The 12,251-nt window shown below is 58.2% G+C and carries 13 protein-coding genes; 12 read left to right on the forward strand and 1 reads right to left on the reverse strand.

What is annotated here, in order from left to right:
- Positions 1-29 precede the first annotated feature (29 nt).
- The 12 genes from AC2FFD_RS06640 to AC2FFD_RS06695 all read left to right on the forward strand — a co-directional run bounded on the left by AC2FFD_RS06640 (position 30) and on the right by AC2FFD_RS06695 (position 11,317).
- Entirely contained in the window at positions 30-986 is a 957-nt protein-coding gene (locus AC2FFD_RS06640; protein ID WP_496872587.1) for an AAA family ATPase, read from the forward strand.
- On the forward strand, positions 983-1,888 hold the full coding sequence (locus AC2FFD_RS06645; protein ID WP_496872588.1) for a DUF58 domain-containing protein: 906 nt from the start codon (positions 983-985) through the stop codon (positions 1,886-1,888). The genes AC2FFD_RS06640 and AC2FFD_RS06645 overlap by 4 nt, the downstream gene beginning before the upstream one ends.
- Positions 1,885-2,256 carry a hypothetical protein gene (locus AC2FFD_RS06650; RefSeq protein WP_496872590.1) on the forward strand — a complete coding sequence of 124 codons (372 nt, stop codon included), beginning with the start codon at positions 1,885-1,887 and terminating at the stop codon, positions 2,254-2,256. The genes AC2FFD_RS06645 and AC2FFD_RS06650 overlap by 4 nt, the downstream gene beginning before the upstream one ends.
- Positions 2,249-3,208, forward strand: a complete 960-nt coding sequence (locus tag AC2FFD_RS06655) for a VWA domain-containing protein (protein ID WP_170346805.1) — start codon at positions 2,249-2,251, stop codon at positions 3,206-3,208. The genes AC2FFD_RS06650 and AC2FFD_RS06655 overlap by 8 nt, the downstream gene beginning before the upstream one ends.
- Positions 3,208-4,107, forward strand: coding sequence for a VWA domain-containing protein (locus tag AC2FFD_RS06660; RefSeq protein WP_496872592.1), 900 nt, complete (start codon positions 3,208-3,210; stop codon positions 4,105-4,107). The genes AC2FFD_RS06655 and AC2FFD_RS06660 overlap by 1 nt, the downstream gene beginning before the upstream one ends.
- Positions 4,104-4,778 carry a hypothetical protein gene (locus tag AC2FFD_RS06665; protein ID WP_425079169.1) on the forward strand — a complete coding sequence of 225 codons (675 nt, stop codon included), beginning with the start codon at positions 4,104-4,106 and terminating at the stop codon, positions 4,776-4,778. The genes AC2FFD_RS06660 and AC2FFD_RS06665 overlap by 4 nt, the downstream gene beginning before the upstream one ends.
- Positions 4,775-5,956: a hypothetical protein gene (locus AC2FFD_RS06670; RefSeq protein WP_496872595.1), complete on the forward strand. Its 1,182-nt coding sequence runs from the start codon at positions 4,775-4,777 to the stop codon at positions 5,954-5,956. The genes AC2FFD_RS06665 and AC2FFD_RS06670 overlap by 4 nt, the downstream gene beginning before the upstream one ends.
- Positions 5,957-6,066: 110 nt before the next feature.
- Positions 6,067-6,786, forward strand: coding sequence for a response regulator (locus tag AC2FFD_RS06675; RefSeq protein WP_257601176.1), 720 nt, complete (start codon positions 6,067-6,069; stop codon positions 6,784-6,786).
- A gap of 9 nt (positions 6,787-6,795) precedes the next feature.
- Positions 6,796-7,953: an FIST N-terminal domain-containing protein gene (locus AC2FFD_RS06680; protein ID WP_170346810.1), complete on the forward strand. Its 1,158-nt coding sequence runs from the start codon at positions 6,796-6,798 to the stop codon at positions 7,951-7,953.
- 2 nt (positions 7,954-7,955) lie between these two features.
- Positions 7,956-10,211 carry a PAS-domain containing protein gene (locus AC2FFD_RS06685; RefSeq protein WP_170346811.1) on the forward strand — a complete coding sequence of 752 codons (2,256 nt, stop codon included), beginning with the start codon at positions 7,956-7,958 and terminating at the stop codon, positions 10,209-10,211.
- Between the two features lie 45 nt (positions 10,212-10,256).
- On the forward strand, positions 10,257-10,931 hold the full coding sequence (locus AC2FFD_RS06690) for a hypothetical protein (RefSeq protein ID WP_257601178.1): 675 nt from the start codon (positions 10,257-10,259) through the stop codon (positions 10,929-10,931).
- 32 nt (positions 10,932-10,963) lie between these two features.
- Positions 10,964-11,317, forward strand: coding sequence for a hypothetical protein (locus AC2FFD_RS06695; RefSeq protein WP_170346913.1), 354 nt, complete (start codon positions 10,964-10,966; stop codon positions 11,315-11,317).
- 15 nt (positions 11,318-11,332) lie between these two features.
- Here AC2FFD_RS06695 and AC2FFD_RS06700 read toward each other — a convergent pair whose 3' ends face one another.
- Complete coding sequence (locus tag AC2FFD_RS06700; RefSeq protein WP_170346813.1) at positions 11,333-12,145, reverse strand: quinoprotein dehydrogenase-associated SoxYZ-like carrier; 813 nt, start codon at positions 12,143-12,145, stop codon at positions 11,333-11,335.
- Positions 12,146-12,251 lie beyond the last annotated feature (106 nt).

The following is a 12,251-nucleotide window of genomic DNA, read 5'->3' on the forward strand; positions in this document are numbered from 1 at the left end:
ACGCGCCCTCAGAGGCTATGGGAGGACATATGGATACGAGGCCTGAAAACCCGCCACGCGCCATTGCGGGATTGTCCGCGTATCTGTCGCAGGGGCTTATCGGTCACGCGCATCTGGTGGACTCTCTTTTGATCGCGCTGCTGGAAGGTGGCCATCTTCTTGTAGAAGGTCCGCCCGGTCTGGCGAAGACTCGAGCGGTCAAATGGCTGTCTAACGCTGTCGAGGGCGGCTTTGCCCGCATTCAATGCACACCTGACCTGATGCCGTCCGATCTGACCGGAACACCGGTTTACCAGCCTCAGGAAGGCCGCTTTGAATTTGTTCCGGGGCCGGTGTTTCACACGCTGGTGCTGGTTGACGAGATCAACCGCGCGCCGCCAAAGGTGCAGTCCGCCTTGCTGGAGGCCATGGCAGAACATCAGGTTACGGTTGGAAATGAAACCTATGCCCTGCCGGATCCCTTTCTGGTCGTGGCGACCCAGAACCCCATTGAACACGACGGAACCTTTCCCTTGCCCGAGGCGCAGTTGGACAGGTTTCTGCTGCATGTCGTACTGACATTGCCGGATCTGGAAACGGAACGCGAAATCCTCGATCTGGTCATCGCCGAAACACGGAATGGGCCGCCGGTCGCGCAGCAGATGACGCTTGAAGAGCTGAAGACTGCCCGTGCCGAGGCGCAGTCGGTTTACATCGCGCCAGAGCTGCGGGACTATATCGTCCGGCTTGTGCTTGCGACCCGTGAAGGCCCGTTTGCGGATTTTGTCGAGCACGCAGTCTCGCCGCGTGGGTCATTGGCCCTGGCCTCGGCATCGCGCGCGCGCGCCTATCTGCGCGGTCGGGATTTCGCCCTGCCTGAAGATGTCGCCGCCGTCGCGCCCGATGCGCTGGCCCACCGCATGGTGCTGACCTGGAGAGCCGTTGCAGATGGCAAAAAGCCGCGCGAGCTGGTGGCCGACATTTTGAATGCGGTCGAGCCGCTGTGACGGGGGTACTGGCACATGCGGGGGTTCGCCTGACGACCGAGGCTTTGATTGCATTGCGGCATATCGCGTTGACCGACCACGGCAACCCGACAATGACGGCCCTGCCCGGAGGATTTCTGACCCGAAAACGCGGGCAGGGCGTCGAGGTTGCAGATGTACGCGAATACGTGGACGGGGATGACATTCGTCATTTGGATCGCGGTACAACCGCCCGCACGGGGCGTTTGCATATCCGGCAGTTTCAGGAGGAACAGGATCGCGTCGCCCTGTTGGTTGCGGATTTTCGTGCGCCGATGTTCTGGGGCCTCCGACGGGCGTTTCTGTCAGTCGCTGCCGCCGAAGCCCTGACCCTGATCGGGTGGTTCATGGTTGAAAGCGGCGGCCGTGTTGGTCTGTTGGCGCTCACCACCGGCGCACCCGTCATCGTACCCTTGCGCGGAAAAACGCGCGGGATGCTGGATGTGATCGGTGGCATGGTTCAGGCCCACGCGCACAGTCTGACCGGGCTGCAAAAGGGTGAGGATGAAAGCTGGACACTGGAACAGGCACTTGTCGGCGTTGAGCGCCTGACGCCGACTGGCGCCGAGATTATCATCGCGTCTGGCTTCGATCAGCAGGGAGACGGCTTTTCGGACGTGCTGGACCGGCTCGATCATCGCCGCAACCCCAGACTGCTGCTTGTGACCGAAAGCAAAGCGCACGAGATGCCCAAAGGCTGGTATCCGTTCCGCCTTTCTGATGGGCGGCAAAAGCGGGTCTATCTGGCCCAGGCAGAGCCTTCCGGTGAACTTGCGTTTCAGAAGGTCGCAACACATCCTGCGCTTGTCCTGAATGCCAGTGACCCGGTCGAACAAACCTCTCGTCGCATTTCGTCGGTTTTCGCGGCAAGATATGTGGCATGAGTGAGAAAGCACTCTCTGAAGCCACGATGCTGGCCAGCCTGCGGGATATCCATTTGCCCGCCGAGGCCGCAGGCGGGGCGGTCGCGGAATACGCGGTTGTTCTTGGTATCGCGGCGCTGGCCTCGGTCGGCTGTGTCGCCATCCTGCGGTTGCTGAGCATCAGGACCGCAGCAAGCATACAGCTGGGTTCATCTGATCAGTCTGCCGAACAACCGGGGTGGTCCGTGGATCGCCGCAGGGTGGCTCTTTTGCACAAGCTGCGCGCTCAGAATCCGAAGCGTTATGCAGAGTTGACGGGTGATCTTTACCAACCCGGCGGTGAACCGGATCTGGAGACCCTGCAAGAGGAGGTCGCGGGTCGTGTTTGAACTTGCTGATCCCTGGGTCTTGCTGGCGCTGCCATTGCCTCTTGTCATCATGCGTTTGGTCAAACCGCGGCCGGTTTTCGAGCGGGGGTTCCCAGTCCCGGACCGCATAGGCGGAATGCTTATGGCGGCCAGCCCACAGGTTAAGGCCAGGACCCGGGTTTTGGCGGACCTCCTGATTTTGTGGATCATTTGGGCGCTCACGATTTTTGCCCTGTCCGGTCCGCGCGAACTGCAACCCGTCAGCGCCTTGAAAGTGTCCGGACGGGACCTTGCGATTGTTCTGGATCTTTCGGGATCGATGGTGCGGGATGATTTTCATCTCGACGGGCGCCAGATCACCCGTTTGGAGGCGGTGACCCGCGTTGGATCCGAGTTCGCCCGACGCCGCGCCGGCGACCGGGTGGCCTTGATTGTTTTCGGGTCCGAAGCCTATTTCGCCACGCCTTTCACTTTCGATACCGAGGCTGTCGCGCGACGGATCCAAGAGGCCACGATCGGTATCTCGGGCCGTGCGACGAACATCTCCGATGGTCTGGGCCTTGCTTTGAAGCGCCTGGCCAACAGCCAGGCGGCGTCGCGGGTCGTCATTCTGTTGTCGGATGGGGTGAACAACGCGGGCGCCACGAATCCCGGTGGCGTGGCCGAACTGGCGGCCGAGATGGGGGTGCGGGTCCATACGATTGCTCTGGGCCCAAAAGACCTGCAAAGCGCCGAACCTGGTGAGCGCGGCGTCGTCGATGCGACAACCCTGCGCGCCATTGCCGAAATTTCCGGCGGCGAAGCGTTTCGCGTCAAGACCACCGATGATCTTATTGAAGTGACACAGGCACTGGATCGGTTGGAGGCGACGGACAGCGCGGGCCTTACGGCCGAGGTCCACAGATCATTTTGGACCTGGCCCGCAGCAATGGCGGCCGCACTTGCCCTGTTGGCGGCGTGGAGGCAAGCGTGATGATTGAGCTGGATGTCACCCTGCTCAGACCGGTCTGGGGGCTTTTGCTGCCTGTCGTCTGTGGGGCAGGGTGGTGGTTGCTTTCCCGCGCCGGAGGGTTCGGAGCCTGGGACAAGATTACCGACCCGCAGCTTGTCCAGGCGATGGCCGCGATTGGCCGGATCGAAGGCGGCTCCTTTCCGCTCAAACCGGCCGCCTTGCTGCTGACCACCGGCATCATCGCAATTGCTCTGACCGGCCCGGCAATCGAACGGCGCGACGCGCAAACCTATCGCAATCTGGATGGCGTTTTGTTCCTTGTGGATGCATCTGACAGCGTGGCGGATGACGACCGCTGGCCGCAAGTGCTGAGCATGGGACGCTTGGGTGTCAGTGCGCTTGGGTCCCGCCCCGGCGGCATCATCGTATACGCGGGCGACGCCTATGTCGCCACGGATATGACAACCGATCACCGCCAATTGGGTCAAACGCTCTCGCTCATCGATGGGCAGACCGTTCCGGACAAGGGATCGCGACCCGAACGCGCACTGGCTTTGGCGTTGCAGCGGATGGAAGAGGCGGGCATCCTGGCCGGGGACGTGGTCTTGTTCACTGACGGGGACGGGCTTGGATCACCCTCATTGCAGGGGGTCGCATCGCTTGCCTCACGAGGGGCACGTGTGTCTTTGGTTTCAGTTCACCCTCCGACTGCGCAAATTCAAACCCATGCCGCGCTCGGCGGTGGTGCCGTCTTCACTTTGGACCAGTCAGATGATCTGGCCAATTGGCTGGCAGATGATGCCGCCACCCGTTTGAAGCGGGCGGACTATCCGGTGCTGTTCTGGCACGATCTGGGACGGTACCTGTTGTTCTTCGCACTGCTCCCCCTGCTGTTTTTGTTCTGGAGGGAAGAGGCATGAGGTGGTTCGCGATTGCAGGTGCCGCATGTATTGCTTTTGCCTTTGCGCTGGGTGGCGCTGCCCCCTTTGGCCGCGTCGCATTGGCAATCGGTCTGTATCCAATGGCTGCAAAGCTGTTTTCCGACCCTGACTGGCAAGGTGTTGCCTTCTACCGTGCCGGGGCTTTTGACAAAGCAGCCAGTGCTTTCGAGCACGCCGGGAACCAGTACAACCTTGGCAATGCTTACGCCCGGACCGGCCAATTGGCCGCCGCGCTGGAAGCCTATGATCGGGCCATGGCCAAAGGAAACCTGGATGCTCAGGCGAATTTCGATCTGCTGGCCGCTTTTTACGCGGGGCAGCAGATCGACCCCGAGGCTTTGGGTCTTTTCCCCGAACGCAATTCCGGGCCCAAGGCCGACAGTTTTGTCGCGCGCGGGAATGCGCGGGCGGCGGGAACCGGCAGTGAGGTCACGAACTCGAACACGATGCTGGGACTGGCGGAATTGGACAGCCGCGGGCAACTGGGCGTGCGCCGTATCTTTGATGACAAGTTCATGGTTGCCGATCTGCGCTGGCTCAATCAGCTGTCAGATGTTCCGGGTGAATTCATGGCGGCCCGGATCGCACACGAACACAAGCGCCGGGCAAAGCTTGGTCTTTCGCCGCCAGAAGCGGAGAACCCGGAATGAAGTGGCTGGTCTTGCTTCTTGTTGCACTTCCGATGCAGGTTTTGGCGCAGTCCAAAACAGTGCTGCCGTCCGAGGCGTCGATAGAGGTTACCATTGCAGACGACGCCCCCGTTCCGTTCACCCGCGAGATGGTGCTGTTGACGATCCGGGGGGTCTATCGTCGGCACATCACGCGCGAAGAACTGATCCAGCCCCGCTTGGATGGGTTCAGCTGGGCGCAGCTGGGGCCCGACAGCTGGTCGGAAGAAAGGATCAATGGTCGGAAATACAAGGTGTTTACCCGACGTATGGCGATCTATCCTGTCGAGGCAGGCCAGCTTTCAATTGGTCCGTTTGTGCACAGGTTGACCCTGACAGACGAAAACGACGACTGGTTCGAACATGAGATTCAGTCAGAGCCGCTGACCATTCAGGTGGCGCAAGCCCCGGCGACGCAGGATTGGTGGTTTCCGGTTCGCAAGTTGCAGATTTCGGATCAGTGGTCGAATGCACCGGATCAACTTGCACCGGGTGAGGGGGTCTTGCGCGTCATTCGACTGGAAGCCCTGGGCGCGACGCCCGAGATGATGCCGCCCATGCCTGAGTTGACCTCGCCTTCGGCCCTGATCTTCGCGCACCCTGAGAAAAGGCTTGTCGAACTGACCCCGGAAGGGCCGGTCACCTATGCGTTCTGGCGCTGGACCATACGCCCTTCGAACGACACGTCCGGCATCGTTGAACCCCTTCAATTTAGTTACTTTGACACTGTGACCCGCGAAACCCGAGAGGTCATCATCTCGCCGCAGCGCATTGCCTACGGCACGGTTGTCCAAGAGGCAGGCCCCGACAGATCGGAGGAAAAAGCCCCACCAGCAAAGCTGTTGGGTTGGCAAGGTGCGGCAATCGCCAGTGTTGTTTTTCTGGCCGGTTTGGTATTGGGCATGTCCGGTCACAAACTGGCCGCTTCAAGGGCACTGCAACGCTTTGGTATTTTCGATCCGTTGGCCCGAGAATTGCGGCGCAGTGCCGGGGCTGGTCGCGCAGACAGGCTGCGGCAATCGGCTTCTGCCATCCTGCACCGCGACGGCCATTCATCCAGTCGACTCAAACACGTGCAAGATTTTGACAGGCAGTATTTCGATCCCAAGGCCGCAAAGCCTGATTTGAAGGAGTTTGCCAGAAGTTTCCTCAAGAATTAGGTCATCTGAGTCATCAAGCTTTTGTTATCTATGGTATCTTTCGCTAGTATCAAAACGAAACAGTTGAACTGATCTGGAAATGCTGTACTTTTCCTTTTGGAGGAGAAGCAATGCACATTGCGGGATGTCCTAAACCGGTGGACCAGGTGTCCAGCGTGCTTATCGTGGATGATCATCCGCTGTTCAGCGATGCGTTGGCCGCGGCGTTGCAGTTGAGCTTCGAGAACTGCCGAATTGAAAAAGCCAACACGCTGAAGCAGACAATCGAGATACTTGGCGCAGGCTTCAAGCCCGATCTGATCATGTTCGATCTGAAATTGCCGGACGTGACGGGTATATCGGGTTTTCAGCAGCTGCGGCAGCGCTGTCCGAATGCCCCGGTTCTGGTGATATCGTCCCTTGCATCCGGAGAGCTGGTAAGATCTTTGCTGGACCACGGTGCGATGGGATTTCTGCCGAAAGACACGCCGGCGCAAACCCTGAAACACGCCATTCAGGAGATCACCTCTGGGCGGAGATACGTACCCACCGAATACAGCCGGGTCGAAGAGCTGAAGCCCTCCGAAAGCACCGTCTACCAGTCCAGCCCCGAGCTTTCATCATTGACGCCGCAGCAGGTCAAGATTCTCAAGCTTATCTGCGTGGGCCAATCCAACAAGCAGATTGCCTATGAGCTGTCTTTGGCAGAAGCGACGGTCAAGGCGCATATCACCGCTTTGCTGCGCCGCCTTGGGGTGCGCAACCGGACCCAGGCCGCTGTTCTGGTCGACTCGGTTGTCGCCAGACAGTCGCGACACGAACCGGAGGTCAAATCCTTTCTTCAACACTAGGGGGGGCACATGCGGGATCTGGAGCATGAACCGAATTTCATTGCGATTGGCCGTTCCGATGATTTGGACCCGACGACCGCCGTTGAAGAAGCCTGCGCGGAAATCGATAGTCTGTCGTCCTGCTTTGTCCTGGCCTTCGTTCCCAGCACTCTTGATCCAGTGGAAGTGTCGCGTTGCCTGAACGAAAGACTTGCGGGTGTTCCTGTCTTCGGCTGCACCACCGCAGGACAAATCACGCGTTCGGGTTATGAATCGCATGCGCTTTTGCTGCTGGCCTTTCCGAAGTCCAACTTTCGATGCTCGTCCGTTTTGTTCGAATCGCTCAGACCGCTCAATTCAACGGAAATCGCTGCCGCAGCCCAGCGACTGGCCGAAAGATTCCGCCACACGGCGGGGTGGAACAGGCTGGCACTGGTGTTTACGGATGGATTGTCCAAGCAGGAGGACTTGCTGGTCTCAACGCTGGAAACCGTTCTGGATGGATTGCCGATATTCGGCGGCTCTGCCGGGGATGGCCTTCAATATGAAGAGACGTTCGTTTTTCACGGTGGCAAGGCGCACAACAATGCTGCCGTCCTGTTGTTGATTGAAACCAACCTTGGTTTTCAGGGTATCGGTTTTGATCATTTCCTGCCCATCGGGTCCGAGATCATCATCACCGACGCCAACCCGGAAGAACGCGTGGTCTATGAGATCAACGGGGCGCCGGCGGCGCAGGAATATGCCCGATTGGTCGGGTGCGCGGCCGAAGATCTGTCGCCGCTGGTATTTGCGGAAAACCCTCTGCTTCTCAGGCAGAACCTCAATTACTACGTACGTGCCATTCGTGAACCGATGGAGGGGGGATCCCTGTCTTTTCTCGCGGCGATCGATGACGGCCTGATCATGACACTGGGGCGCGGGAAGGAGATCATTGAAACGCTCGAAGCCGGGCTGAATGTGCGCGACAACACCGGAACCGCCCCGGATTTCATTCTTGGATTCGACTGTATTCTGCGGAAACTCGAAATCGAACAGAAACAGTTGAGCAAACAGGTTTCGGATGTTCTGCAATCTCACCGGGTGGTTGGCTTCAACACCTACGGAGAACAGCAATCCGGCGTACATATGAACCAGACCTTTGTGGGGGTCGCTTTCTTTGAGCCCGAGAAGCGGGACCTGAGCTGACCATGCTGAATCCAGACGACCCGCCAGAGATCCAGATATCCAAACAGGCCAAGATCATCGACGCGCTGATGCGGCGCGCCAACCGCCAGAAAGATGTGGGTCCGTCCGCCTTCCTGGCGTTTCAGTCGGCGATAGAGTTGCAGCAGCAGGTGATGGAGCAGAGTCGCGATCTGGAACGTGCGACCACCGAACTTGAAAGCGCCAGGTACGAACGCGAACAAACCCGCAAGAGCCTCGTCAGGGCCTTGTCTTCCATGGAAGAAGGGTTCGCGCTGTTCACGGATGGCGAATTGAACCTGTGCAACGAGCTGTTTCAGGCGATATTCCCGGATATGTCTGACGTTGTCGGGCCCGGCCTCAGCCTGGGTCGGTTTTTTCTGTTGGTACAGAACAGTCCCGAGTTCGTATCGTCCGACCACGGAATATCGAAAATGTTGGATACGCTTGAGCGCAATTGTCATACCGGGATGGTGTCCAGCGACGTGATCGAACTGCGTGGGGATCGTTGGTATCAACTCAGCGCACAATACACGTCGCCTCAGAATGTGGTCATTCTGCTGACCGACATCACATCCGTTGTTCGCAGGAACCGCGATGAGAAAGAAACCCTGATTGACCGTCAGGAAGACTACCTTCAGGCGGTTTTCCAAAACATGAGCTCAGGCGTTTGCACGTTTTCATCAGATACCAAGATCATGATGCACAACGCGCGGTTCCGGGAAATACTGAACCTGCCGCTATCCGTCTTGCAGGCAAACATGCCAGTGCAAACGCTTTTGGATCTGATGCGGACGCGTGGGCTGATCAAGGCCGATGATGAACTCAGGATCGGCAAGTGGCAACACGAGCTGAAAAGCCGCGGCTGGTTGCGCAAACGTGTGCGCGACGGATCAGACCGCGTATTGGACATTCAGGTCAACCAACTGCCGGATGGTGGCTTTCTGGTCGAACTGAAAGACGTGACGTTTGAAGCACGCGCGACCGAAACCCTGGAAAACCGGGTTATGGAACGCACGGCAGAGTTGACCCATGCCAACGCCAAGCTGGTTCAGGAATACGAAGAAAAAGCGCGGGTGGAAGAGGCGCTGCGGATCGCAAAGGAACGCGCCGAAGCTGCGGTTTCTTCCAAGACACGATTTCTTGCGGCAGCCAGCCACGACCTGCTTCAGCCGATCAATGCCGCAAAACTCATGATCTCGACCCTGCTGGAGATCACGCGTGAGACCGAGCTTCATGAGATGATGGAGCGGTTGGACGGTGCCTTTGGATCTGCTGAACAACTGCTGCACTCATTGCTGGATATTTCGCGGCTCGAAACTACCGATCCGGACACGGTCTCACCCACGGAAGTTAGCCTCGCTACGATGATTGCAGGGATACAGGGCGATCAAACGCTGGTGGCCGAGAACAAGAACGTGAGGCTTGATGTGGTTCCGTGTTCGGAAATCGTGAAATCCGATCCGATCTATCTGTTGCGCTCGATCCAGAATCTGGTCGTGAATGCCATCCAGTATACCGAACCGGGCGGTCGGGTTCTGGTGGGGTGTCGCAGGCGCGGCGACAAGGTCATTTTGCAAGTCTGGGATACGGGTATTGGGATCGCACGCAAAGATCAGCAACGCGTGTTCGAGGAATTCACGCGGGCCGAAAACGTGCCACTGGGTTCCGGCATGGGCCTGGGTTTGTCCGTCGTGGACCGCGCCTGCCGGCTGTTGGGTCACAAGCTTTCGCTGCGGTCCAAACCTGGCGTTGGTTCAGTGTTCAGCATAGAAATGGACAGGGTCGAAACCGGGCCAAGCACCATCGAACCCTTGGATCTTCTGGCCAACACGGGCGACGTGCCGCTGGATTTCATCATTCTGGTGATCGAAAACGACCGTGATGTTCTGTTTGGGACAACGCAGTGGTTGGAACAGAACGGTGCCAGTGTTCTGCCGGCCCGGTCGCCGAAGGAAGCGATGCAATTCATAAAAGACATTGGTATGCCGCCGGATATCATTCTGGCCGACTATCAATTGGATGATGGGGAAACCGGTGTTCATGCAATTCACCGGATCCGAGAGATGACGCAGACCCAAGTTCCGGCAATCCTGATCACCGCTGATCGCAGTGAAGCCCTGCGCAAAGACGGATTGCGGCATGAGATTTCGGTGATGGCGAAACCAGTCAAACTGCCGCGGCTCCGGTCTTTGATCATCTGGAAGATTCAGAACGCTTTGCATACGCAACCGCTCAATACCGACAAAAGTCGGCGGTGACATGGGGCGATTAGCCCATACTCTCATCGCGGGGAGGACAAAACCATGAGAAGGCTTTTTTGCGGTATCGCCGTTTTGTTTCTGAGTTTGAATTCGGTTTCCGCGGCATCGGTCGATGCCGAGCAAGCCTATGATTTGCTGTTCCAAAATGGCGTTCTGGACACAATCGAACGTGACAAGGAATTGATTTATCAGCGTACCGTCACAAACCGGATAAGGCCCGACACGGCGGAACGTGATACCGGTCTTATCTCTCTGAGTTTTTCGGATGACGGGAACGAGATGGCCCATCTGGAATTCCGCCAAGACGACAAACACCGCGCCATGGGTGTTTTTCCGGCCAGCGTCGGCAATCCGATGATCATGGTTTTCTATGAAAGCGCCATCCGGGATATGGCCGAGTCCGCGGGAGGTAGCCCGTTTTACATCCGAAACCGTATCAAAGATGCGCTGGTTCAACCTGCCGAGATCGTCGAGGGCGAGGCGGCGATCGATGGCAGAACCATTCCCGTTCAGACCATTGTCCTGCGCCCATTCGCCGAGGATCCGAACCGCGACCGGATGCAAGGGTTCGCAGACCTGGTTCTTCGCGTCACGGTGTCGGACAAGGTTCCGGGCTGGTATCTGAGCCTCGTGGCGGAAGCTGTTTCCGAACGTGACGGCGCGGCTGTTTATCGATCGGAAATGCGGTTTGAAGGAATGCAGGAGGGGCGCGAATGAAAACGCCATGCCAATTTCGGGAACGCGGCCGCATGACCTTTGCAGCCCTGATCGCAGGCAGTCTGGTTGCGCCCATTGCAGCGTCTGCACAAAGCGTCGCGGATCGACTTAATGACTACCCGACCGCGGCACGCGCGGATTACGTGTTTGCATGCATGGTCACCAACGGTCAAACCCGCGAGATGCTGGACAGGTGTTCATGCTCGATCGATTTGATCGCCTCGATCCTGCCGTATGAGCAATATGAACAGGCGGAAACTGTTCTGTCGATGCGTCGGGTCGGGGGAGAGCGCATGGCGTTTTTCAAAAGTGCGGTGCTGGCCGAAAACATGGTGGCCGACCTGCGCCGGGCGCAGGCTGAAGCCGAGGTTGTCTGTTTTCGATAAACGCAGTCTGGTCCGTCAGCTGGCCGCGGCTTTGGGCAGGTCTTTCTCGAACGTGTTGCCCTCGGTATCCGTTGCCTTGACCGTCAACATGGTCGAGCCGTTGTCGTTATAGGCAAAACGGAAGGCCGGGTTTTCCGAGATCGAAATGCCGCCATCCATCGTGAACAGCAACTCTTCCCCCTGCCAGACTTCGATATGGTCGATGAAATGCGCGGGGATGAACAGTTGTGTGACCTGATCGCGTTGCAGGCCGGAATAGTTCGGGTGACGGATCATGATCTGAGCTTCTCGACGCGGCGTGGAAATCTGCGCCTCTTGCCCGAAGCTGCGCAGCTTCATCTTGCCCATGGACGCCAATGCGACCTCAGGGTCTTTGCTGGCCGGTGCCGAACAGCCGCCCGATGCTTTGACAAACCGGCCGGTCATATGAAGCCCGTCAGGCGTTTCAGCGATCACGCGGACATTCGAATACTGGTTCACGCGGACTCGCATCTCGAAATCCAACTGACCCATAGCTGGTGAAAAGCTGAAGACGCCTGCGACCGGGGCCGGGTTTTCGTCGATCACGACAGTGGCAGCGGAAATCCGGGCATCGGGATCAAGCTGTTTCAAAACGATGGGCACCGTTGCGGCATCATGCGCCCGGTACGGGGCGTCGAGCGAAAGCAGCGTGTCCGCATTTCCGATCTGGGCCTCGCCCACGACATCGTATTGCAGGTCCTTCCAGGTTTCGCTGTCGACCAGCGGATTTTTGATTGGCTGCTCTGCCCATGCAGGCAGGGCTAGTGCAAGTGAAAGGATTGCTACGGGTGCTAGTGCTCTGGCCATGTTGTCTCCTCCGGCAACCGGTGGCCAAGAATGTGCCACAAAACGCAAGGAAAATATATGCCGACGAAAGGCGCGGTGGTTCTGGCAGAGATCTGTGCCAATGTTC

The sequence above is a fragment of the Ruegeria sp. YTSC002 genome, assembly GCF_059609845.1.

Coding starts and splice junctions, on each gene's coding strand:
- AC2FFD_RS06650 (WP_496872590.1), top strand. CDS start 1,885: ATGAGTGAGAAAGCACTCTCTGAAGCCACGATGCTGGCCAGCCTGCGG.
- AC2FFD_RS06680 (WP_170346810.1), top strand. CDS start 6,796: ATGCGGGATCTGGAGCATGAACCGAATTTCATTGCGATTGGCCGTTCC.
- AC2FFD_RS06685 (WP_170346811.1), top strand. CDS start 7,956: ATGCTGAATCCAGACGACCCGCCAGAGATCCAGATATCCAAACAGGCC.
- AC2FFD_RS06665 (WP_425079169.1), top strand. CDS start 4,104: ATGAGGTGGTTCGCGATTGCAGGTGCCGCATGTATTGCTTTTGCCTTT.
- AC2FFD_RS06670 (WP_496872595.1), top strand. CDS start 4,775: ATGAAGTGGCTGGTCTTGCTTCTTGTTGCACTTCCGATGCAGGTTTTG.
- AC2FFD_RS06695 (WP_170346913.1), top strand. CDS start 10,964: ATGACCTTTGCAGCCCTGATCGCAGGCAGTCTGGTTGCGCCCATTGCA.
- AC2FFD_RS06660 (WP_496872592.1), top strand. CDS start 3,208: ATGATTGAGCTGGATGTCACCCTGCTCAGACCGGTCTGGGGGCTTTTG.
- AC2FFD_RS06700 (WP_170346813.1), bottom strand. CDS start 12,145: ATGGCCAGAGCACTAGCACCCGTAGCAATCCTTTCACTTGCACTAGCC.
- AC2FFD_RS06675 (WP_257601176.1), top strand. CDS start 6,067: ATGCACATTGCGGGATGTCCTAAACCGGTGGACCAGGTGTCCAGCGTG.
- AC2FFD_RS06690 (WP_257601178.1), top strand. CDS start 10,257: ATGAGAAGGCTTTTTTGCGGTATCGCCGTTTTGTTTCTGAGTTTGAAT.
- AC2FFD_RS06640 (WP_496872587.1), top strand. CDS start 30: ATGGATACGAGGCCTGAAAACCCGCCACGCGCCATTGCGGGATTGTCC.